Annotated in this window: 23 protein-coding genes, 1 tRNA gene and 1 pseudogene; 11 read left to right on the top strand and 14 right to left on the bottom strand. The window is 66.9% G+C overall.

The genetic code is table 11. The features are described 5' to 3' along the window. Nucleotides 1-485 (top strand): AIR synthase-related protein (locus NKF06_RS13070; RefSeq protein ID WP_253245651.1); only part of this gene is annotated, 485 nt, incomplete at its 5' end. 59 nt (nucleotides 486-544) lie between these two features. Here the strand turns inward: NKF06_RS13070 and NKF06_RS13065 are convergent. The 5 genes and pseudogenes from NKF06_RS13065 to NKF06_RS13045 form a co-directional block, all read right to left on the bottom strand. Then, on the bottom strand, nucleotides 545-739 hold the full coding sequence (locus NKF06_RS13065; RefSeq protein WP_058825952.1) for a hypothetical protein: 195 nt from the start codon (nucleotides 737-739) through the stop codon (nucleotides 545-547). Nucleotides 740-940: 201 nt separating this feature from the next. Continuing rightward, nucleotides 941-2,080 (bottom strand): site-2 protease family protein, encoded by a 1,140-nt coding sequence (locus NKF06_RS13060; protein ID WP_253245650.1) that lies wholly within the window; start codon nucleotides 2,078-2,080, stop codon nucleotides 941-943. A 444-nt stretch (nucleotides 2,081-2,524) separates the two neighbouring features. Further along, on the bottom strand, nucleotides 2,525-2,770 hold the full coding sequence (locus NKF06_RS13055; RefSeq protein ID WP_049917659.1) for a hypothetical protein: 246 nt from the start codon (nucleotides 2,768-2,770) through the stop codon (nucleotides 2,525-2,527). A gap of 307 nt (nucleotides 2,771-3,077) precedes the next feature. Further along, nucleotides 3,078-3,864, bottom strand: a pseudogene (locus tag NKF06_RS13050) (molybdopterin synthase). 24 nt (nucleotides 3,865-3,888) lie between these two features. Next, complete coding sequence (locus tag NKF06_RS13045; protein ID WP_058825949.1) at nucleotides 3,889-4,224, bottom strand: hypothetical protein; 336 nt, start codon at nucleotides 4,222-4,224, stop codon at nucleotides 3,889-3,891. 93 nt (nucleotides 4,225-4,317) lie between these two features. Here NKF06_RS13045 and pyrH point away from each other — a divergent pair, with 93 nt between their 5' ends. After that, nucleotides 4,318-5,031 carry a UMP kinase gene (gene pyrH / locus NKF06_RS13040; protein ID WP_058825948.1) on the top strand — a complete coding sequence of 238 codons (714 nt, stop codon included), beginning with the start codon at nucleotides 4,318-4,320 and terminating at the stop codon, nucleotides 5,029-5,031. 1 nt (nucleotide 5,032) lies between these two features. After that, nucleotides 5,033-6,706, top strand: coding sequence for a lysine--tRNA ligase (gene lysS, locus NKF06_RS13035; protein WP_253245649.1), 1,674 nt, complete (start codon nucleotides 5,033-5,035; stop codon nucleotides 6,704-6,706). Between the two features lie 39 nt (nucleotides 6,707-6,745). On the opposite strand, the gene NKF06_RS13030 is transcribed toward lysS, so the two are convergent. Both NKF06_RS13030 and NKF06_RS13025 read right to left on the bottom strand, forming a co-directional pair. Continuing rightward, nucleotides 6,746-7,261, bottom strand: a complete 516-nt coding sequence (locus tag NKF06_RS13030; protein WP_253245648.1) for a BGTF surface domain-containing protein — start codon at nucleotides 7,259-7,261, stop codon at nucleotides 6,746-6,748. 97 nt (nucleotides 7,262-7,358) lie between these two features. After that, nucleotides 7,359-7,898, bottom strand: a complete 540-nt coding sequence (locus tag NKF06_RS13025) for a hypothetical protein (protein ID WP_253245647.1) — start codon at nucleotides 7,896-7,898, stop codon at nucleotides 7,359-7,361. Nucleotides 7,899-8,029: 131 nt separating this feature from the next. Here NKF06_RS13025 and NKF06_RS13020 point away from each other — a divergent pair, with 131 nt between their 5' ends. The 3 genes from NKF06_RS13020 to NKF06_RS13010 all read left to right on the top strand — a co-directional run bounded on the left by NKF06_RS13020 (nucleotide 8,030) and on the right by NKF06_RS13010 (nucleotide 12,044). Further along, a complete protein-coding gene (locus tag NKF06_RS13020; RefSeq protein ID WP_253245646.1) occupies nucleotides 8,030-8,467 on the top strand; it encodes a hypothetical protein in 438 nt (145 codons plus the stop codon). A gap of 147 nt (nucleotides 8,468-8,614) precedes the next feature. Next, nucleotides 8,615-10,402 (top strand): site-2 protease family protein, encoded by a 1,788-nt coding sequence (locus tag NKF06_RS13015; protein ID WP_058825943.1) that lies wholly within the window; start codon nucleotides 8,615-8,617, stop codon nucleotides 10,400-10,402. A 106-nt stretch (nucleotides 10,403-10,508) separates the two neighbouring features. Further along, nucleotides 10,509-12,044, top strand: coding sequence for a heme-binding protein (locus NKF06_RS13010; RefSeq protein ID WP_253245645.1), 1,536 nt, complete (start codon nucleotides 10,509-10,511; stop codon nucleotides 12,042-12,044). Between the two features lie 183 nt (nucleotides 12,045-12,227). Here NKF06_RS13010 and NKF06_RS13005 read toward each other — a convergent pair whose 3' ends face one another. The 4 genes from NKF06_RS13005 to NKF06_RS12990 form a co-directional block, all read right to left on the bottom strand. After that, nucleotides 12,228-12,476, bottom strand: coding sequence for a hypothetical protein (locus NKF06_RS13005; RefSeq protein WP_253245644.1), 249 nt, complete (start codon nucleotides 12,474-12,476; stop codon nucleotides 12,228-12,230). A gap of 140 nt (nucleotides 12,477-12,616) precedes the next feature. Then, complete coding sequence (locus NKF06_RS13000) at nucleotides 12,617-13,081, bottom strand: SHOCT domain-containing protein (protein WP_253245643.1); 465 nt, start codon at nucleotides 13,079-13,081, stop codon at nucleotides 12,617-12,619. Nucleotides 13,082-13,235: 154 nt separating this feature from the next. Then, the gene (locus NKF06_RS12995) at nucleotides 13,236-13,406 is read right to left on the bottom strand and encodes a hypothetical protein (protein ID WP_006601108.1); all 171 of its coding nucleotides are present in this window, start codon (nucleotides 13,404-13,406) and stop codon (nucleotides 13,236-13,238) included. After that, nucleotides 13,406-14,479, bottom strand: a complete 1,074-nt coding sequence (locus tag NKF06_RS12990; RefSeq protein WP_058825939.1) for an aldo/keto reductase — start codon at nucleotides 14,477-14,479, stop codon at nucleotides 13,406-13,408. The genes NKF06_RS12995 and NKF06_RS12990 overlap by 1 nt, the downstream gene beginning before the upstream one ends. Before the next feature lie 174 nt (nucleotides 14,480-14,653). Here NKF06_RS12990 and NKF06_RS12985 point away from each other — a divergent pair, with 174 nt between their 5' ends. Continuing rightward, nucleotides 14,654-16,831: a GH32 C-terminal domain-containing protein gene (locus NKF06_RS12985; protein ID WP_253245642.1), complete on the top strand. Its 2,178-nt coding sequence runs from the start codon at nucleotides 14,654-14,656 to the stop codon at nucleotides 16,829-16,831. A gap of 13 nt (nucleotides 16,832-16,844) precedes the next feature. Here the strand turns inward: NKF06_RS12985 and NKF06_RS12980 are convergent, their stop codons facing one another. Further along, nucleotides 16,845-18,155, bottom strand: coding sequence for a glycoside hydrolase family 68 protein (locus tag NKF06_RS12980; RefSeq protein ID WP_253245641.1), 1,311 nt, complete (start codon nucleotides 18,153-18,155; stop codon nucleotides 16,845-16,847). Nucleotides 18,156-18,383: 228 nt separating this feature from the next. On the opposite strand from NKF06_RS12980, the gene NKF06_RS12975 reads away from it, so the two are divergent. The 3 genes from NKF06_RS12975 (at nucleotide 18,384) to NKF06_RS12965 (ending at nucleotide 19,944) form a co-directional block, all read left to right on the top strand. Next, nucleotides 18,384-19,301 (top strand): acyltransferase, encoded by a 918-nt coding sequence (locus NKF06_RS12975; protein ID WP_253245640.1) that lies wholly within the window; start codon nucleotides 18,384-18,386, stop codon nucleotides 19,299-19,301. A 116-nt stretch (nucleotides 19,302-19,417) separates the two neighbouring features. Beyond that, nucleotides 19,418-19,714 (top strand): hypothetical protein, encoded by a 297-nt coding sequence (locus NKF06_RS12970; RefSeq protein ID WP_058825935.1) that lies wholly within the window; start codon nucleotides 19,418-19,420, stop codon nucleotides 19,712-19,714. A 50-nt stretch (nucleotides 19,715-19,764) separates the two neighbouring features. Next, nucleotides 19,765-19,944: a hypothetical protein gene (locus NKF06_RS12965; protein ID WP_004976393.1), complete on the top strand. Its 180-nt coding sequence runs from the start codon at nucleotides 19,765-19,767 to the stop codon at nucleotides 19,942-19,944. Between the two features lie 453 nt (nucleotides 19,945-20,397). Here the strand turns inward: NKF06_RS12965 and NKF06_RS12960 are convergent. Then, nucleotides 20,398-20,468, bottom strand: a tRNA-Gly gene (locus NKF06_RS12960). A 163-nt stretch (nucleotides 20,469-20,631) separates the two neighbouring features. Between NKF06_RS12960 and NKF06_RS12955 the strand changes: the two genes are divergently transcribed. After that, nucleotides 20,632-21,462, top strand: coding sequence for an NAD+ synthase (locus NKF06_RS12955; RefSeq protein ID WP_253245639.1), 831 nt, complete (start codon nucleotides 20,632-20,634; stop codon nucleotides 21,460-21,462). Between the two features lie 33 nt (nucleotides 21,463-21,495). Here the strand turns inward: NKF06_RS12955 and NKF06_RS12950 are convergent. Beyond that, nucleotides 21,496-21,910: enoyl-CoA hydratase-related protein (locus NKF06_RS12950; RefSeq protein WP_253245638.1), on the bottom strand; the 415-nt coding region annotated here is incomplete at its 5' end.

Raw genomic sequence — 21,910 nt, 5'->3', positions numbered from 1 at the left:
ACCTGCTCTGCGTCACCGGCGAACTCGGCCGGTCGGCCGCCGCCGTCCGCCTGTTCGAGGCGGGCGAGACCGTCCGCGCGAACGACCTCTTCCGGTTCACGCCCCGCGTCGCCGCCGGCGTCGCCCTCCGCGGGTCGGCCACGGCGATGATGGATTCGAGCGACGGCCTCGCCCGCTCGGTCCACCAGCTCGCGGAGGCCAGCGACTGCGGTTTCGAACTCGACTTCGACGCGCTCCCGGTCCACGACGGCGTCGCCGAGGTGGCGACCGATTCCGACGACAGGCGCGACCTCGCGGCGTTCTTCGGCGAGGACTTCGAACTCGTGTTCACGCTCCCCGAGTCGGCGCTCGACGCCGCCCGCGACGCGGCGGACGTGCCGCTCACGGTGGTCGGGAAGGCGGTCGAGAAATCCGCTGAGGCCGCCGTCATCGCCGACGGCGAGCCCGTTCCGGACCGCGGTTACACCCACGGCGGCGACGAATAGCTGACGCCGTTGGCAGCTACGGTTACTATCCGGTCGTCGAAGCCCCGGACACAGCCGAACTAACTGCCGGTCAGTTGAACCGCGATGTCTGCGATAACGTACGACGGAGCGATGACCATCACCGCGTAGGAGATAATCTGCGCAAGGCCGCCGAATATGCTCGCTGGGAAGGTGAACCCAGAGAAATCGCACGTCAGTGTTACCATCGCCAACAGGAATAACCCGACGACGTGGTAGAGTTCGTTTCTCTCCATAGGCGACGTCGAAGCTGTCTGGTGAAATACATTATGTCCGATTCGGCCCTGGCCTCACGGCGGCTTCACCCGACCGGTAGCCAAACGAACGGGTGGCGATTTGTGGCAGTCTCAGCTAGCTATTCAACACATCATACCCGTCCTATTGAGCTGTTTCACGGCCCGAGTAACCCTCTCTTCGCACTGCCGTCCGCCCGCGCCCTATCCCGGAATGACCTGAACCGGCACGAGGAGGAAACACGCCGCGCCGAGGGCGAACGTAAAGAGGCCGACGGCCATCCGAGCCGGTCCGAGCGGCGTCTCGTCTATCGGCTTCGCCGGCCCGTTGTAGGCGATGAACGTCGACATCAGCCCCCAGAAGAACCACAGGCCGACGGACTGGTTGAGGCCGAGGCCGCGGACGTAGTGGAGGTAGCCGGCGATGCCGAACAGGACGAGCGGGACGGCCGCCGCGAGCGACTCCTGGCGCTCGCCGAGCATCGCCCGGACCATGTGGCCCCCGTCGAGTTGACCGACGGGGAGCAGGTTGAGGACAGTGAAGAACATCCCGACCCAGCCGCCGATGACGACCGGGTGGACGACGGTTCGGGGGTCGGCGTACTCCGTCGGCTGACCGAGGACGGTCGCGATAGCGTCGAGGAGCGGCGGATTGTTGAAGACAATGGTGTCGGCCGACCCGGCGAGGACTCGACTCGGGACGGTCATCGGTTCGAGCGAGAGGCCGATGACGGTGACGACGATAGTCGCCGCGAGGCCGGCGAGCGGGCCGGCGACGCCGATGTCGAACAGCGTCTTCCGGTCGGGCATCTGCCCGCGCATACGGATGATAGCACCGAGCGTGCCGAACGGGAAGATAAACGGGATGAGATAGGGCAGCGAGACGTTGACGCCGTGGTATCGACCGACTGCGTAGTGGCCGAGTTCGTGGACCGAGAGGACGCCGAGGACGGCGGCGGTGAAGGGCCACGCCCGCAGGAGCACGAGCGGGTTCGCGGTGATGTCAGACAGGGGGATGTAGTACCACGCGTACGCGCCGACGAAAAGCGTCGAGAGGACCGTCAGCGCGAACAGCGTGATGTTCTTCCACGGGATTCCCTCGACACCCTGCGAGGCCGGTTCGACGATCACCACGTCAGTCTGTCCGAGTTCCGAGACCTGCGCTTGCACGTCGTAGCCGGCCTGCCGGAACGACGGCCAGATTTCGCGGACGAGCATCTGCTCGGGGACGAGCGACTCGCCGTAGTAGATTCGTCGGCGACCGTCTGACCGCACTTCGTGAACGTCGAAGACGGCGCGAAGTGCTTCCACCGGCGGTCCGTCCGCCGATTCGGACTGTTCCATCGACGGCAGGTAGGCGCGGGACGTTCATAAACCCCGTGACGGTCCGTCTTTGAGCCGTCGGCGACGACCGAGACGGCTCTCGCTCGGTTCGTCTGCGACCAACTTGAGAAACCGGAGCGTCGCCGAAAGCGTGCGGTCGTCGCCGTCGAGCGGGCGGGCCGTCATCGGGGGTGTGTGGTGGAGACCGTTCCAGCGGGCTTACGCGGGGGTTCGGTTACGCTGTGCCGTGGGAGGGGCATCGGTTCGTCGGCGTCACGAACCGGACGGGGCAGTCGGGCAGTCGGGTGGTCGAGTCGCGTCTCGGCTTGGGTTCCGAGCGCGCTCGGTGTGTGCTGTGGGGCTGTGGGTCGTTGCGGGGTCGCGTTCAGTTCGTCCGGGGACCGTCCGGGCGGTGCGCGGTGTTGGCGCTGGCGTCGGTCGGGACCGGGGCGGGCAATGCGGGCTTCAGGCGGTCTCGACGCGCCACGTGGTCGCACTCGTGTACGACCACTTCTCGATGGTCAGGTCCGTCGCGGAGTCGCGGAGCTTGACCATCAGTGCGCCGATTTCCTTGGGAGACAGGCCGACGTCGTCGGCGATGAATTTGCTCTTGAAGTACATCTCGCCGTCTTTCGCACGGTCGAGCAGGTACTGCTTGAGGCGGTCTTCCTTGGAGCTACTGTCGGTGGAGGGGGGTACTGTTGCGCTCATCTGGTACACCTCACTTCCACCTAATGGCCTATCACCTGTTATAAAGGAAGGTCCGTTAGAATTAGTTCGGCCGCTTTCAGCTTGAATCGACTCAAAGGGTACATTTTAGGAATCTTTGAAATCAGCTTAGATTTTTTAGAATCTATTTTGAGAAATCCTTTCTGAGAGAACTATGTTGAATATATGGGGGCAAATACGCCCCGTTTCACCCCGTCAGACGCCGAATTTTGCGGCAACAAAGTCCGCAATATCGGCCGATTTTCGCGCCTTCGCGACTATCCGCGTATTCTGAATAATCCGCCCTACCTCAGCGGTCGTGGACCCAGAACTCTTCGTCGGTGGTCGTCTCTTTCTTGAATATCGGTACCTCGTCTTTCAGGCGGTCGATGCCGTCTTCGACCGTTCTGAACGCCTCTCGCCGGTGGCCGGCGAGGACGACGACGAACACGATGTCCCCCCCCGTCGCCGATGACGCCCACCCGGTGGTGCATGAGGACGCGGAGAACGCCGTCGCGCTCCTCCAGTTCCGCCGAAATCGCGGCCATCTTCGACTCTGCGACGCCGTCGTACTTCTCGAATTCGAGGCTGAGCGTCGGGTCGTCGTCTTCCGATTCCTTCGCGCGCACCCGCCCGGTGAACGTCGCAATCGCTCCGGCGTACACCTCCAGCGGGTCCGCCTTCGCGCGCTCGACCAGCGTTTCGAGCGTGATGTGCGGCTCGTGTGAGTCGATTTCGGCGGCGAGGGACGCCACATCCGCCGCCCCCGCCGTTTCGGCCTCTGCGACGACGTTCGCTGCGTCGGCACCCGCGAGCGCGACGGTCGGGACGCGAGCGTCGGGGAATCCCGAGAGAAGCGCGTAGTCGTACTCCGCAGAGAGGTCGTCGAGGAGGTCGTCGAGGTCACGGTCGTCGCCGGTTCCAACCCAGTTGCCGTCCGGCGAGAGCCCGTACGCGGCGGCGGCGCTGTCTGTCGACTCCGGTTCGGTCGCGCTCTCGGGGAGCGATTCGACGGTGGCGACGCGGCCGTCCAACTGCGCGGCGAGTCGGTCGCAGAGCGTCGTCGCGCCCGCGCCGACGATTCCGAGGACGTGCATACCCGAAGGACGGCCCGCGGCGGTTTAAGATTGCTCCGTGCCGGTCTCGTCGGACTCGGCCGACGGCTCCGCCTCGGCGCGCGGGCGGGTCCGATAGAGGTGGACGGCGATGGCCACGCCGGCCAGACTGAGAAGCGTCGCCACCCACGGGGCCGCCGCGCCGACGTGCGTGTCGGCCGTCGCGGGGAGCGTATCGAACTGCCAGAGCGCCCAGCCGACGGAAAAACAGGCCACCAATGCCCAGTTGAAGACGGTCCGCCGGTCGAACTCGCCGCGTCGGTGGCGGGCGAGAATCGCTCCGAGGGCGAGCACCCAGCCGACGACGATGAGCGTGACCGTCTCCACGGTGACGAGTCGCATACCGGTAGTCGCCGCGAGAGTGGTTTAAAGCCCCCGACACGGGCGTCTCGCACTTGATAACCCTTAAGATGCGCTCACGGATATCCGTGTGCAATGAGAGTCGTCATCTCCATCGGCGGAAGCGTGCTCGCGCCGGACCTCGACGCCCGACGCGTGGAGGGTCACGCCTCCGTCGTCGAAACGCTCGCGCGAGACGGGTGCGAAATCGGTGCAGTCGTCGGCGGCGGCGGCGTCGCCCGTGACTACATCGGTGCCGCCCGCGACCTCGGTGCGAACGAGGTCCAACTCGACCAGATCGGCATCGACGTGACCAGAATCAACGCCCGCCTACTCATCGCGGCGCTCGGCTCGCAGGTCGACCCCAAGGTCGCCCACGACTACGAGGACGCCGGCGACGCCATTCGGCGCGGCGACATCTCGGTCATGGGCGGCGTCATGCCCGGTCAGACCACCGACGCCGTCGCGGCCGCGCTCGCCGAGTACGTCGACGCCGACCTGCTCGTCTACGCGACCAGCGTCGACGGCGTGTTCAGCGCCGACCCGAAGACCGACTCCGACGCGACGAAGTTCGAGGAGATGACCGCCGCGGAACTCGTCGGCGTCATCGGCGACATCGAGATGAACGCCGGGTCGTCCGCCCCGGTCGACCTCCTCGCCGCGAAGCTCATCGAGCGCGCGAAGATGCGCACCATCGTCCTCGACGGCACGGACCCCGACCGCATCACGCCGGCGGTCCTCCGCGGCGAGCACACGGGCACCGACATCATCCCCGAGGGCGGCGACGAACCGACCTACTGGGCCCCCTGAGATGACGACCGACGACCCCTCCCGCGGCGACGCTCCCGCCGCGGACGCGACCGACGGCGACGGCAACGCGGCCGCCAATCACCACGGCTTCTGGGCCGACGAGGTCGCCGACGAAATCGAGGCCCGCGACCCCGACGAGCCGGTCGTAATCAAGGGTGGCGTCTCGCCGTCCGGCGTGGCCCACCTCGGCAACTTCAACGAGATTATGCGCGGCTACTTCGTCGCCGAGGTGCTCCGCGAGCGCGGCCACGAGGTCCGGCAGGTGTTCACCAGCGACGATAAGGACCCGCTCCGGAAGCTCCCGCGAAAGCTCGCCGACGCCGACGGCAACATTGTCGGTCTCGGCGAGGTCGACGCCGGCGCGCTCGGCCGCAACCTCGGCAAGCCGTACACGTCGATTCCGGACCCGTTCGGCGAGGCCGAGTCGTACGCGGCGCACTTCGCGGCGCTCCTGAAGGCCGACGCCGACCGCCTCGGCGTCCCGGTGGAGATGATTTCCAACACCGAACTGTACGAGAACGGTGATTTCGACCCCGTGGTCGAACACGTCCTCGAACACGCCGACACCGCCCGCGAGGTGCTGGGCGAGTACCAGTCGAAGGTCGACGAGGATTACGTCCCCTTCAACCCCGTCTGCGCCGAGTGCGGCAAAATCACGGAGACGGTCACGGACATCGACCTCGACGCCGGCACCGTCGACTACGTCTGCACCGACATGACCGTCGGCGACAACACCATCGACGGCTGCGGCCACGAGGGGACCGCGACGTTCCGCGAGGGCAAACTGCCGTGGCGCTTCGAGTGGCCCGGCCAGTGGCAGGTCCTCGGCGTCGACTTCGAGCCGTTCGGCAAGGACCACGCCGAGGGCTCGTGGCCTTCCGGCAAGGACATCGCCGAGAACGTCCTCGGCATCGAGCCGCCGGTGCCGATGGTGTACGAATGGTTCACGCTCAACGGCGAGGCGCTGTCGTCGTCCGCCGGTAACATCGTCACCGTCGCGGAGATGCTCGACCTGCTCGAACCCGAGGTGCTCCGGTACTTCTTCGCGCTCAACCCGCGGAAGGCCCGTGATCTCGACCTCACGCGACTCGACCAGCTCGTGGACGACTTCGACCGCTTCGAGCGCGCCTACTTCGGCGAGGTCGACGACGAGAGCCTGACCCGGTTCGCCGAGCGCGCCTACCCGTTCGTCGTCGACGAGGTCCGCGAGGACCGGATTCGACTCCCGTACACGTTCGCGGCCGTCCTCGGCATGACCGACGACGAGGACCTGCGCGTCAAGATGGCCCGCAACGAGGGCTTCTTCGACGAGGACACGCCCGACGAGGTGGTCGAGGAGGCGCTCGACCGGGTCGAACGCGCCCGCCGCTGGGCCGAGAAGATGGACAACCAGTACAACTACCGCCTGCAGGTCGAACTCCCCGAGTTCGACTTCGAACCCGCGGTCGAAGCCGCCCTCGACGACCTCGCTGACTTCGTCGCGGAGGGCCACGACGGCGAGGCGATTCAGGGCGAAATCTACGAGACGGCGCGCCGCCACGACATCGAGATGGGCGACTTCTTCGCCGCCGGCTACCGCCTGTTCTTCGACGCCGAACAGGGGCCGCGGCTCGGCGAGTTCCTCGGCGAGCTAGAGCGCGACTTCGTCGTCACGCGACTCCGCCGCGAGGACTGACCTCGCCCGAACCGCGGTTCGCTGTTTGCGGTTCGATTCTCACGCCCGACGACCCGCGAGCAGCGCCGCCGCACCGAGCCCCGCGACTGCGAGCGCGCCGACTCCCGTGCCGAAGCCGGGGATGCCGGTGTCGGTCGTCGACGCCGAGGTGGTCGTCGACGCTGCGTCCTCGACGACGACGCCCTCGGCCTCCGCGAGCGCGTTCGACCCGTTACGGACCGAGACGGAGAACGTCGAGCCCGGCGGAATCTCCGAGAAGTCGAGGGTCGCCGAGAAGTTCCCGTTCTCGCCGACGACGGCCTCGCTCGTCTTGAGGAACCGCGGGCTCGTGTCGCCGGCCGACTGGACGCGGACCGAGAGCGTCGTCCCCGCTTCGAGGTCGCTCGTTCCCCGAATCGTCACGTCTTCGGCCTGCGTGACGGTCACGTTCCCGCCGGTCGTCGCGAGCGACACCGACGAGGCGTTCTGTGCTGCGGCCGCGGTCGTCCCGCCGACGAGGGTGGCGCAGACGAGGGCGGCGACGACGAACCAACGGAGTCGGATTCGTTCGAACATGCCATCCGACACTACTCGAATCCGCGAAAAATAGTTACCCGAATGTCAAATAACTCTTTGAGTTACCGGCGGCGTGTGGGCGATGACTCGGCCGGTTTCAGTTCTCCTCGATGGCGTCTATCACGACCGCACCGACGACGGCGAGTCGCGGGTCGATACGCTCGCGGTCCACGTCGATAGTGTACTTGTCCCGGAGAGAGAACTGCTCGCTCACCGCGCCGACCGGCTCGCCGGCCGCGTCCTCGATGCGATACGAGAAGGGGATGAGCGTCGTGAGGAGTCGTCTGGCGACCGCCATCGGGACGTTGTCCTCGACGATTCGACCCACGACGGAGCCGTCGGGGCCGAGCAGTTGGTAGGTGTGTTTGGCGAACGAGAACGCGCCGCGTTTGACCGCGCCGACGCGCTCGCCGGTCCGACTGTCGACGATGTCGTAAGCGGCCGACACGTCGAAGACGCTGTCGGCCTTGACACGGAAGCGTTCCTCGCCGGTGTCGTGGTCGTTCAGCCGGAAGTCCTCTTTCAGCTTGAACTTCTTTTGCTTCGCCGAGAGGATGGGGTCGTCGCCCTCGTAGACGACGTACTTGTTGCTGATGGACACTTTCTGTCGGACCTCGTAGCGGGAACTGTCGAACACGATTCCCGATGGTCGCCGGGGTGGCTAAAACCCTTCTGGGGGACGACTTATGTCCCCGACGCGCGTACGGACGGACGGGCTCGTTCCCTCGCGAACGACGCCTACCGCGGCCTCGCCGAACCACACTTCACATGTCTCTCATCGACTTCATCCGGTCCGTGGAGGAATCGCAAGACGAATTCGACGTCGAACTGGAGGAGTTCGACGCCGACTCCGAACAGGAAGCCGTCGACGACGAGTCCTCGGGCGGCCGCTCGTACGGCCGGCTGCTCCTCGTCGCCTTGCTCCTCGTGGGCGTCGCTTACGCCGTCTCCAGGCTTCGCTCGTCGTCCGGGGACTCCTTTACCGACATCGCGCTCGCCGACGATCCCGCCGAGAGCGAGACGGCGACCGACGACGCGGCCGACGACGAAGACGCCACGGTCACCGTCGAACACGACCCCGAAGACGAGACGGAAGACGAGGCCGACGAGACCGACGACGGCGACGAAGCGGCCGACGCGGACGACGACGGCGCGGTCGAAGTCGAAATCGAGTCGCCCGGCGACGACGGCGACGAGGACGAGTAACCGACGCTCTCCCGCGGGTCGGGTTCGGTTGCGGTCGTCGTTCGCGGCCACCAACGCCCGCCCGCGGCCGTCGAACGCGGTACCGTGACCCGAACGGTGGTACCGTAACCCGAACGCCTTTTGGCGCGCGCCGCTTCCCTTCGGGCGATGAACACGCTGCTTTGGGTTCTCGCCGGCTTCATCGCCTACTCTCTCCTCGCGGCGCTGTTGCGTGCTCGCGGGATTCTCCCCGAGTACGTCCGCGTCCAAGGTCCCCTCACGACGGTCCACACCCGTCGCGGCCGCGAACTCCTCGACAGACTCGCCGCCCCCAAGCGGTTCTGGCGAGCGTGGAGCAACATCGGCCTCGGCATCGCCCTCGTCATCATGGCGGGGACGTTCGTCCTCCTCGTCTACCAGGCGATCGTCATCCTCCAGAACCCGCCCGCCCCGACGCAGGTGAACCAGCCGCAGAACTTCCTGGTCATCCCCGGCGTTAACGACTTCCTCCCGCTTTCGGTCGCGCCGGAGATTCTCTTCGGCCTCCTCGTCGGCCTCGTCGTCCACGAGGGCGGCCACGGCATCCTCAGCCGCGTCGAGGGAATTGACGTGGAGTCGATGGGCATCGTCCTCCTGACGATACTCCCCATCGGGGCGTTCGTCGAACCCTCCGAGGAGAGCCAACGCCGCGCCGACCGCGGCGGCAAGTCGCGGATGTTCGCGGCCGGCGTGACGAACAACTTCGCCGTCACGCTCGTCGCGTTCGCCCTGCTTTTCGGCCCGGTCATCGGCTCTATCACCGTCGCGCCGGGCGTCGCCGTCTCCGGCGCGTACGCCGGCTCACCGGCCGACGTGGCGGGTATCTCAGGCGGCGACCGCGTGACCGCCATCGAGGGCACGCCGGTCAACACGACGCAGGAACTCGACGCCGCGCTCCTCGCGACCGACGCGGGGACGGTGTCCGTCGAACTCGACGGCGAACGGACCGTCTCGGTCACGCGCGAACTCGTCGTCGCCGGCTCCGTCGAAGGCAACCCGGCGAACCTCACCGTCGAGTCCGGGACCGACCCGATTCGCGTCACTGCGGTCAACGGAACCGCCGTTTCGACGCGCGCCGACTTCGAGTCCGCCGTCGGCGACTCGCGGTTCGCCCGCCTCGACACTTCCGCCGGCGAGCGCACTATCCCGGTCGGTGCCTACATCACGAACGTCGCCGAGGACGGCCCGCTGTACAACGCGACTGGGACGACCCAGCCCCTCATCGTCTCGTCGTTCAACGGCGAGCGAATCACCTCCTCGACGGAACTGCAGGAGGCGCTCGACCGGACCGACCCCGACCAGACCGTCGCCGTCGAAGTCTACCGCGACGGCGGCTTCGAGACGGTGCAGGTGACGCTCGGCGAGAACCCGCAGGACGGAAACGGGTTCCTCGGCGTCAACATCTTCCAAGGGACGAGCGGCCTGCTCCTGACCGACTTCGGCACGCAGGAGTACCCCGCGGGGACGTACCTCTCGCTTCTCGGCGGTGACGGTGGCGACGGTGGCGGCCTCGGCAGCGCCTTCGCCGGGTCGCCCCTGCAACTCGTCTACGTGTCGCTGCTTTTGCCCCTCGCGTCGGTCGTCCTCGGGATTCCGAACTTCCCCGGCTTCACCGGGCAGGTCGTCAACTTCTACCAGGTCGGCGGCCCGCTCGGCTTCCTCGGCGGCGGCGTCTTCATCGTCGCCAACGTCCTGTTCTGGACGGCGTGGATTAACCTCCAACTGGGGCTTTTCAACTGCATCCCCGGCTACCCGCTCGACGGCGGTCGCATCCTGCGGACCTCGACCGAGGCCGTGGTCTCGCGGCTTCCGGTCGACGACCCCCACACCGTCGTCCGGACCATCACGACCTCAATCGGGCTCACGATGCTCGCGTCGCTCGTGCTCATGATATTCGGGCCGACGCTCCTCGGCTGAGCGGCCCGGTCGCCCCTCGCCGGGACCGACTCGCTTCTCTTCGACGGTTCTCGAACCGCGAAAACGACTCGCAACTTCAATACCGGATGACTCCCTAGGCCTCCGTATGGTAGAGGCCCCACAGACCGACGAGGGCTGGTTCGCGCTGCACGACTTCCGAACCGTCGACTGGGACGCGTGGCGTGACGCGCCCGAACACGAGCGCCGCCGCGCAATCGAGGAGGGCGTCGCGTACCTCGACGCCCACGAGGCGGTCGAGGACGCCGAGGCGGGCGCGTCCGCCGTCTTCTCCGTGCTCGGCCACAAGGCGGACTTCGTGGTCGTCCACTTCCGGCCGACGCTCGACGACGTCTCCCGCGCCGAACGGCAGTTCGAGCAGACCGCGCTCGCGGCCTTCACCGAACAGCCGACCTCCTACGTCTCCGTCACCGAGGTGTCCGGCTACGTCTCGGACGACTATTTCGAGGGTAACGACGAGGACATCGACACCGGGCTGCTCCGCTACATCGAGGGCAAACTCAAGCCCGACATCCCGGAGGACACCTACATGTCCTTCTACCCGATGTCGAAGCGCCGCGGCGAGGAACACAACTGGTACGACCTCTCGTTCGACGAGCGCCGCGACCTGATGTCCGTCCACGGCGACACCGGCCGGAAGTACGCCGGGAAAATCAAGCAGGTCATCGCCTCCTCCGTCGGCTTCGACGACCACGAGTGGGGCGTCACGCTGTTCGGCGACGACCCGACCGACATCAAGGACATCGTCTACGAGATGCGCTTCGACGAGGTCTCCTCGAAGTACGGCGAGTTCGGCCAGTTCTACGTCGGCCGGCGCTTCCCGCCGTCTGACCTCGGCGCGTTCCTCGCGGGCGACGGCGTCCCGACGAGCGAGTTCGGCGACGAGTCCCACCACGGCGCGCACGCACACGGCGAGGGTGGACACCATCATGGTGAGGGTGGACACCATCACGGCGAGGGTGGCGACGGTCACCATCACGGTGGCGAGAGCGATGACGGCGGCCACCACCACGGCGACGACGGCGGCGACGAGGCCGCCGACGAGGACATCCGCGGACAGCTCGAAGACCTGAACATCTACGCCGGCACGCCCCACGGCGAGGACGTGTACGCGACGGTCCTCTACTCCGAGGCCGACGCCGACGAGGTGTTCGACGAGGTCGAGGGTCTCCGCGGCAACTTCGACCACTACCCGACGCACGTCAAGACGGCCGTTTACGAGGCCAACGAGCGCGGCCGCGTCGCCGTCGTCTCCATCTGGGAGACGGCGTCGGCCGCCGAGACCGCCGCGGGATTCCTCTCGGAACTCCCCGGCATCGTTGAGCGCGCCGGCGAGGAGTCCGGCTTCGGCACGATGGGGATGTTCTACACCGTCAAGTCCGAACACCGCGGCGACTTCGTCGAGAAGTTCGGCACCGTCGGCGGTCTCCTCGAAGAGATGGACGGCCACTTCGACACGGACCTGATGGTCAACGTCGAGGACGAAGACGACATGTTCATCGCCAGCCAGTGGCGCTCGCAGGACGACGCCATGGAGTTCTTCCGCTCCGACGCGTTCCGTGACACGGTCCAGTGGGGTCGCGACGTGCTCGCAGACCGCCCGCGACACGTGTTCTTAGCCTAACGTCCGCGACCACCGGGAGCGGGGCGAGGAACCCCGGAGGGGGTGACGAGCCTTTTGGTCCAGATTTTGCCAGCGAGCCGCGCGAGCGCAGCAAAAGGTGGCGTGTGCGTGCTGGCTGACCGCCCGCGACACGTGTTCTTGGCGTAACGCGGTCGAACGCCGAAAATCAGAACGCGGCGTTTTCTACGCGAGCGCGGCGCGAACGTCCCGGAGCTTCGGGCGGACCTTGTCGGTGCCGACGTTGTACGCGAAGTACAGCGCCACCGCGCCCATCACGACCGCCCACGCGGCGATTTCGACGTTGCCCTGTTCGAAGGTGACGAGCGCGAAGTGCTCGATGTACGCGCCGGCGACCGAGAGCACCGCGCTCCCGAGGCTGAAGACGAGAAGTTCGAGGAGGTCCGGCAGGAGTTCGACGACTGAAGTACGCATGGTCGTCCCGGACTCGGTCGAGCGTTGTGTCTCTTTTGGTCCCGGCACGCGGGTTCGCCCGCGAGGCGCGCTCCGACTCCAACTCCGATTCCGTCACCGGTCGCCGCAGCCGTCCCGGAGTCCGGCCGCCCCGAGGTCCATCAGTTCCGCTCGAAGGCCCGCTCTCTTCCGTCTCCGGAGGGTGACCGCGATTGCGACCGTGACTGCGACCCGGCAACGTAGCTCTCTGTCTCGACTAGCTTGTCGAGGCGACGCTCGAACTCCTCGTCCGAGAGGTCGCCGGCCGCGTAGCGCTCTCGCAGGCGCTCGATGGCCGACTCGTCGTCGACCGGGTCGTAGGCCTCTCGGTCCGTCCTCCGCGCCCACTCGTCTTCGCCGTCTGACTCGCCGCGGAAGCGACGGAGGGCGCGCCGCCCGCCGTAGGCCACCAGCGCCGTCGACGGGGCGACGGCGAGGAACCAGACGACCGCGAGATGCGCTTCGAGCCCCGCCATCAGCGCGATGAGCATCATCCACACACCGGTGACCACGCCCAAAAGCGGCGGGTTCCGGGCGACGACGCGGGCCTCACGAGAGAGTGCCGAACCGAACCGTTCGAGGACCATCGGTCGAACGTGTCTCCCTACATACAAAAAACTGCGTCCGAGCGGGGTTGGTTAGTTGCCCTTTCGGTTCCTGTTCCCGTTCCCGTTACCGCGCCCCGGTGCGTCGCCGCTTCGTCCCGGGTTATCGGCGTCGTCGCCGTCGGGGTCGCCGCCGTCAGCGCCCATCTCGGACGTACTTCGCGGCACCGACGACGCCGGTGAGGAGCGTCAGCGCGATCCAGCGGCCGGCGTCGTCGCCGCGTTTCTTGGCGTCGAGGCTGACCAGCCACGCGAGCGCGACGTGGGCGACCGCGGTGACGCCGAGGAGAGTCTTCAGGCGACCCATCAGGCTTCGTTGCGCGCGCCCTTCGCGACGCGCTTGTCGAGGCCGGCCGCGCGGATGTCCTCGCCGTCGACCGACGAGCGGAGCGCGTCCATGCCGTCGAAGCGGTCGATGCCGAAGTTGTCCGCGTACAGTTCCTCGACGCGGGTCAGCTCCTCGTCGGTGAGCTTCGGCACGTCGGAGGCCTTCGCCCACTCGTCGATGTCGTCTTTCGTGCGGAACGTCGGCGTGACGGCCGCGGTCTCGTCGTAGCCGAGGAGGTAGGCGATGGACGCCTGCGCCATGGTCCGCTCGCCATCGCGTTCGAGGAAACGGAGCGCTTCGAGCTTCTCCCAGCCCGTCTCGTACCACTCGTCGGGGCGGAAGCCGCGGTGGTCGCCGGAGCCGAGTTCGGTCTCGGGGCGGACCTGCTCGTTCAGGAGGCCCGAGGAGTGCGGCACGCGGGCGATGAGGCTCGTCGAGGAGCCGGTCTCGCGGATGGTGTCGAGGAAGTGGTTGCCCACGTCCTGCTCGAAGGCGTTCCAGACGATCTGGAGCGCGTCGAACTCCTCTTCGATGGCCATGTCGCCTTCGGCCAGCCAGCCGATGGAGGGACCGAGCGCCCAGCCGGTGGCCTTGATGAGGCCCTCCTCTTTCAGTTCGTCGAGGGCTTCGAGCACGTCGGGCGTGACCTCGTCGACGTTCGCGTTGTGGAGTTGCAGGAGGTCCACGTACTCCATGTCGAGGCGTTCGAGGCTCTTTTCGGTCGCCTCGCGGACCCACTCGCCGGTTATCTCCTTGGGGAGTTCGCCGTGGCCGGCCTGTGGGTTGTTGTAGAAGTCGTAGCCGATTTTGGTGGCGACGGTGACCTCGTCGCGGTAGTCGGCGAGCGCCTCGCCGACGACCTCCTCGGAGTGGCCGTGGCCGTACACGTCACCCGTGTCGAAGAAGTCGATGCCCCGGTCGATGGCGTGGTGGAGCATCTCGATGGAGTCTTCGTCCGAGCGGTCGCCCCACCAGTCGGTCCCGACGACCCACGCACCGAAGCCGACCTCGCTGACTTCGATTCCGGAGGTGCCGAGTTCGCGGTAGTGCATGGCCGGCCCTACGAATTGGGGCGACTTATTGGGTGTGTTTTGTTTTCGTCTCGTGGGAATCCCCGGCGGAGGCGGTGCTCGCGTCCCGCGGTCACCCTCCAAGCGCTGTGTGAATTTGCTCGCCCTCGAGTGAATCCGCAGATTCATGCACGGTGATACCGAACCACGTCAGCAATGGACGTGATTCCGGTTCGAGTCGGGTTTCTCTTCGCGACCGAACTCACGGAGGAACAGCGAGTGGCGTTCGAGTGGGCCGAGTCGATAGCGAGCGTCGAAACAATCACCCTCGACGCCGTCGCAACCGGGGAGACCGACCTTTCCGAGTTCGACGTGCTGTGGTGGCACTCTGACCGCCACGTCGACGCCGACGTGCGCTCCCTCGCGGCCGAGTGTGTGCCCGCACTAGACGCGTACCTCGGCGACGGCGGCGGACTCCTCCTGACGCTCAACGCCCTCTCGGCGGTCGACGCGCTGGGAATCGACCCCGTCGCGCCCGACGCGGTCGGGACCGAGAACTCGCCGCACCCGACCGGACTGCTGACGAAGTCCATCCACGCGGACCACCCGCTTTTCGACGGGTTCGACACGCTCGGCGTCCATCTCCAACCACCCGAAGCGCCGCGCCCCTTCGCCCGGTACGAACACGTCCTCCCCGAGAACGGGCAGGTTCTGGCGAGCACGCTCCACGGCGACGACTTCCTCGTCGCGCTCAAGTCCGTCGTCGCGTGGGATCGTGGCTCGGGCGCGGTCTACGGTATCGGTGCCGAAGTCGCCTTTCTCACCCACCACGACAACGACTTCGAGACGATGGGCGCGAACGAACACCTCCTCCGCAACGCGCTTGCGGTCCTCGGCGGCCCCGCCCACCGCAGACCGGCGTTCACCGACCGCCCCAGCGACCCGTCGGGATTCGACGCAATGCGCGAGCGACTCGGCGACGACCATCTCCGACCCCGGTACCACCTCGCCGGCCCCGCAAACTGGCTGAACGACCCGAACGGCATCATCCAGCACGACGGGACCTACCACCTGTTCTACCAGTACAATCCCGGCGGGCCGTTCCACGGGTCGATTCACTGGGGCCACGCGACCAGCGAGGACCTCCTGCACTGGACGGACCAACCGGTCGCGCTCGCGCCGGACCCGGACGGTCCGGACCGCGACGGCTGTTGGTCCGGGTGCGCCGTCGTCGACGACGAGGGCGTGCCGACGATTCTCTACACGGGCGGCCGCGACCACCACCAGCTACCCTGTCTGGCGACGACGAGCGACCCGCTGCTCCGGTCGTGGGACAAAGCGCCCGACAACCCCGTCATCGAGACGGTCCCGGACGACCTCGACATCCTCGGGACCGACGACTGGGCCGCGGAGTTCCGCGACCACGCCGTCTGGAAGGTCGGCGACGACTGGTACCAGCTCATCGGCTCCGCCATCGCGGCGGTCGGCGGCGTCGCGCTCCTCTACCGCTCGCCCGACTTGCGCGAGTGGGAGTACGTCGGTCCGCTCCACTCCGGGAACGAGGGTCACGGAACCGTCTGGGAGTGCCCGGAACTCCTCGACTTCGGCGACCACCAACTGCTGCACGTCTCGAACTACGAGGACGTGCGCTACTTCGTCGGCACCGCCGACCTCGCCGCGCCGGAGTTCGCGGTCGAACGCGAGGGGTTGCTCGACTACGGCGACTTCTACGCCCCGCAGTCGACCGTCGTCGACGACGGCCGGGCGCTCGCGTGGGGGTGGGTCAAAGAGACCCGCGGCGTCGACGCGCAGTGGCGCGCCGGCTGGTCCGGGTTGCTCTCGCTCCCGCGCGAGCTCTCGGTGAACGCTGACGGCGAATTCCGCCAGCGTCCCGCCGGAGAACTCGCCGACCTCCGCGGCCGAAGCGTCTCGCTCGACGCGAGCGCGCTCGACGCCGACGAGCACGCGTCGCTCGACCTCTCGGGCAACGCCTACGAACTCGCCGTCGATGTCGCGGTCGAAGGCGACGCGGCGTTCGAACTCGGCCTGTTCGAGTCACCGGCGCTGGGCGAGCGGACCGCCCTCCGGTACGACGGCGACCGCGTCACGGTCGACCGCGAGCGGAGCACCCGCGCCCACGACGCGGACCGAGAGCCCCGTTCGATGCCCGTCGAGGGCGACTCGGTGTCGCTTCGCGTGTTCGTCGACTGTTCGGTCCTGGAGGTGTTCGCCGACGAGCAGCGCTGTCTGACGACCCGGGTCTACCCGACGCGCGCGGACGCAGACGGCGTCTCGGTCGCGGTCCGACGCGGCGAGGGCGGCGGTCGGGTCGATGTCCGCTCGCTCGACGCGTGGGAACTCGACGCGACGTTCGAGGCGCGAAAACGAGCGTGACCGCCGCGTCCGTTCAGTAGCCGCCGCGAGTGGCGTCGCCGTCTCGCTCCCACCACGGCGTCGGCAGTTCCTCGCGTGGTAGCGGCAGGTGTCCGTGGCCGAGCGTGTCGACGAGGTCGGTCTCGTCGCCGTCGAGTGCGAGGCGGACGGTCGGTGCGAGCGTGCCGCCGAAGCGGCGCTGCTGTTCTTCGGGCGAAAGGAGTCCCACGTCGTCGAGGCTCGACCGGTCGTAGTCGAAGTAGTTGAAGAACGACGAGACGAGCAGGTCGTCGCCATGGTCGTAGACGAGCCACGAGTACGCCTGGAAGGGCGCACCTCTCGGGTTCGTGAGCACCATCCCGTGACCGTTCAGCGGTTGGTAGTCGCCCGCGAGGTCGTCGGCGACGAAGCCGTAGAGCGCGTCGTAGCCCGTCAACTCGGGCGCGAATGTGTGGACGTGGCTGGAGACGAACAGGTAGTACGTCTCGTCGCGGACGACGAGGTGCGGACGCTCGAGTTCTTGATTGACGCAGACGGCGTCGAGAAGCGGCGGGCGGAGTTCGAAGTCGGTCGGGTCGCCGGTCGGCGAGTGGGCGATACCGACGCTGCCGTTGAACTCCTCCCAGACGGGGTCGTCGCACTCGCCGGCCCCCTCGGGGACGGGCGTGTTCGCCTCGAAGAGGAGGTACGTCTCGCCCGACGCGGGGTCCTCGAAGAACCACGGGTCGCGGAAGGTGTATATCATCCCGCGCGATTGGTCCTCGCGCTCGTACCAGTCGCCGTCCGGCGTGAGGATGACCCGATGGTCCCACGACCCCTCGATGCTGAACCCGTCGTCGTCGGTGTGGACGGTACCACCCGTCGCCAGCGCGATGCGCTGGGTGTACGTCAATTCCTCCGCGCCGTCCTCGCCCGCGGCGGTGTAGTAGAGATAGACGTCGCCCGCCTCGCTCCCCTCCGCGCTCCCGCCGTCGCCGTCAGGGTCATACATCGCCGACCCGGCCCACTGCCGCTGGCCAAGCGCGCCGCCGTCGAAGACGACGCCCCCGGTGGTCCACTCCTCGCCGTCTCGGGAGTAGAAGTAGCGAATCGTCGCCACGTCGTGGCGCTTTCCGGGGAGGAGGTCCGACGGCGATGTCAGCGAGAAGATGACCCGATAGCCGTCGATTTCGGCGATGGAGCCGTCGCGGTTCCGGAGGAACCACGTGTCCCAGATGTGCAGGTCTTCGTCCAGTCGCTCGTCCGGAGGGTAGATAACCGGTGCAACGTTCGATTCGTCGCGGTCGAGACCGGCGGCGTGTTCTCGCGTCCACGCCGGAACACCGTTTCGGAATTTTTCACTCATTACCGTGTAAACTCGTCCGGGTGTGATAGGTTTCACCATTCTTCCATTCTCCCTGACAGACACGTCGCTCGGTTCGTTTCCGACCTGCTCGCCGCTCTGGGACGGGTCGAACCTCCTCCGCCAGACGCCAATTGGACGCCCGAAACCAGCCAGTATTGCCCGGAGGAGGCCTGACGCGGGGTTCGCACAACCGAATCCATTTGAATCTCGACGGCTTACGACGGTACAATGACGAAGGTCCACGTTTCGCTTCCGGAGGACGCCGAGGAAGGCTTACAGGCGTTCATCGACGAGGTCGACGGTCGGCTCGCCTCGGACGAAGACACCTGTACGGTCGTTCGGGACACCCTCATCGACCTGTTCGGCGACCGCGAGGCGTGGGAGCGCTGGCAGAACGGCAAGCCCGTCTCGCCCGCCACCCGGGTCCGACTGCAGGGGTACGACCCCTGCAACGCGACGCTCGAAGCCGAGTACTACGCCGAGAAAGACGAGGAGAAGTTCAAGCGCTCGAAGCACCTCCAGTGGCTCTGGCGGCAGTTCGACGCGACCCCGATGGCCGACAACGTCGCGTTCGCCCTCCGGTTCCGACAGATGCTCGCCAACCACCTCTTCGAGGAGGCCGGCGACAACCTCCGCATCTTCAAGGGCGTCACCTTCTCGTACGGCCACAACATCTCCGTCGGCGACAACACGGTTATCCACGACGACGTGCACCTCGACGACCGCGGGAAACTCACTATCGGCGACCGCGTCTCCATCTCCGATAGCGCCCACATCTACAGCCACTCCCACGACACCGTCGACCAGACCGAGGTCAGGAACTACCACACGACCATCGGTGACGACGCGCGCGTCACCTACGACGCGATGGTGAACGCAGGCGTCTCGGTCGGCGAGAACGCCATCGTCGGGGCTCGGTCGGTCGTACAGGGCGACGTGCCTGCCCACCACATCGCAGTCGGCTCGCCCGCCAAGAGCGTGAAAGTAAAGCCCGGCTTCGAGGAGATCGCCGAACCGCTTGACGCCGGCGGCGAGCGCCGCGCCGACGAGCGCGAGATACCCTACGAGCTCCCCGACGACCTCGTCGCCTTCGACGAGTTCGACCGCGACCTCGACGGACCGGTGGATTCCCACCGACGCGAGTAACTCCCTTTTCGACGCGAGCCCGCTGCGCCAGCATCACCCGCGACCACCGCCGAGAGCGTCGGCAGACCCGTTCGACCGAAGAACCGATATAGCATGCTAACGTAAGTCAATGTGTGATGGACGTCTGGGGTTGGATCGTCGTCTACGCCCTCGGGTTGACCCTGCTCCAGCTCTTGGTCTATCGGTACCTCGTCAACGGCGGTGAGCCGACGGGTGGCGAGGGGCCCGGTCGGGACTCCGCGCGGACGGACCGCTACGCCCACCCCGAAATCGCGGCGTCGTTCGACGACGGCTCGCAGGCCGGCGTGCAGACGACGCCGACGGGCGAGCGCATCTGCCCGAACTGTGGGGTCGAAAACGAGGCCGACACCACCTTCGATCTCTGCTGGAACTGCACCCGACGGCTTCGATGACGACCCGCGGCCGAGCCCGTTTTACCAGCCCTCGACTAACTACGCGTATCATGGCCGACGACGACGAACTCCACGGCGAAATCGACGCGCTGGCCCGCGACATCGAGCGGGCGATTCTCGAATTCGACTCGGCCCTCGAACGCCACGCGATGCTTCGGCAGACCGCCCGCGAGCCGGTGTTCCGCTCCGAATCGCCGGAGCTCGACGACGTGCAGAACCTGTTTTTCTGAGTCGGTGACGCGGGTTACGTTTCGAAGACGGGATTTTGTGCGCCGACCGGGAGTGCCGCGAGTGAAACGAGCGGCACGTTGGCGAGATAGTTTCTCGCCAGAACTGAGCAAACCGACGGTTTGCGAAGGTCGGTCGGCAAACGACCGTAGGGAGTACCGTGAGTGAAACGAACGGTACGTCGGTGAGACAACGTCTCACCGGAAGTGCGCCGACCGGGAATTGAACCTGAGCCAGACGTTCCTCCTCGCGTTGCTCGTCGGCTGCGACTGGCAGGGTTCAGATTCCCTGCGCATTTCGTCTCACTACGTTCGACAGAAATGCGCCGACCGGGAATTGAACCTCACTCGCAACGCTTCGCGTTGCTCGCTGCTTCAATTCCCTCGGGTCGCATACACACTCGACAGGGACGAGCAACACGCTTCGCGGTTGCTCGTCGGTTGTCTCGGTAGAAATGCGCCGACCGGGAATTGAACCCGGGCTCCGAGCTTGGGAAGCTCGTGTCCTACCACTGGACCATCGGCGCGCTGTGCTTCGCTTCGAACTGCGTTCCGAAGCAAAAATCCGTAGACTGCGGGGGCACTTGAACGTAGCGCTTCACCCCATCACAGCCCCGAGAAAACTGGACGGCCGTCCATTGTTTTCGCGTGACACGTGACTATTTGGGCCCCCGGTTCCAACCGGGGCCCATGACATCCGTCGACGTTCTCTCGGAGGACGCTCCGTTCGACCTCCTGTTCTCCGACGAGGAACTCGAAGCACACCGCGAACACATCACGACCTTCATCGAAGACACCGTCGAGGCCGCCGGAGCCGACGGGGCCGTCCTCGGTCTCTCCGGGGGTATCGACTCGACGCTCACAGCCTTCCTCGCCGTCGAGGCGCTCGGGGAGGAGAACCTCCACGGCCTCGTCATGCCGAGCGTGGCGAACGCCGAGGACATGATGAGCGACGCCGAGGGGGTCGCCGAGATGCTGGGAATCGAGTACGACGTGGTCGAGATTCAGCCCATCGCGGAGACGTTCTTCGACACGTTCCCCGAGGCGGCCGACGACCGCATGGCCGCCGGGAACGTCTACGTCCGCACGCGGGCGGTGCTCAACTACTTCGTCGCCAACCACGAGAACCGCATCGTGCTCGGGACGGGCAACCGCGCCGAGGCGATGACCGGCTACTTCACGAAGTACGGTGACCAGGCGGTCGACTGCAACCCCATCGGGAACCTCTACAAACAGCAGGTCCGCCAGTTGGCCGCCCACGTCGGCGTCCCTGAGGAACTCGTGTTACAGACGCCCTCTGCCGAGATGTGGTCCGGCCAGACCGACGAGGACGAACTTGGGCTCACCTACGACGCGCTGGACGCGATTCTCGCGCTCCACGTCGACGGCCCGCTCTCGAAGTCCGCGACGGTTCGCCACCTCGGCGTGACCGAAGAACAGGTCGACCGCGTGGTCGGCCTCGTCCAGGGGAGCGCCCACAAGCGGTCGATGCCCCCCGCGCCGTCGGCGCTCGACGTGTAGGCCGCCGCGGGCCCGCCGTCCCACCCGCGAAATTCACTTTTCGCGCGACGCCGCGATGTCGTCGACGTTCGTCCGATGAAGCTCCGCGAAGCCGGCGGCTTCCCGTTCGAGTCGCGCCTCCCGGCTGTCGCGGTCGCGCAGTCGTTCCTTGATGATTCGGAGCGACCGGTGGTCGTTGTCGGCTATCGACGCCGCGACCTCGCGCGGGTCGTCGACGATTCGGGAGACGAGGCCCATCCGGAGGGCTTCGTCGGCATCGACGACGCGGCCCGAAAGCGAGAATTCGAGGGCGTGGCCCTCGCCGACGACGCGCGGGAGACGGACTGTCCCGCCCCACGCGCCGAACAGGCCGAGTCGGACACCCGGTTCGCCGAGGGTCGCACGCGGGGTGGCCACCCGCACGTCGCAGGCGAGCGCGAGTTCGACGCCGCCGCCGCGGGCCGCGCCG

The organism is Haloferax sp. AB510, from assembly GCF_024136985.1.
Lineage (GTDB): Archaea > Halobacteriota > Halobacteria > Halobacteriales > Haloferacaceae > Haloferax.
Note: the sequence above shows the minus strand (reverse complement) of the source record. Positions and strands in the feature narration are given on the sequence as shown.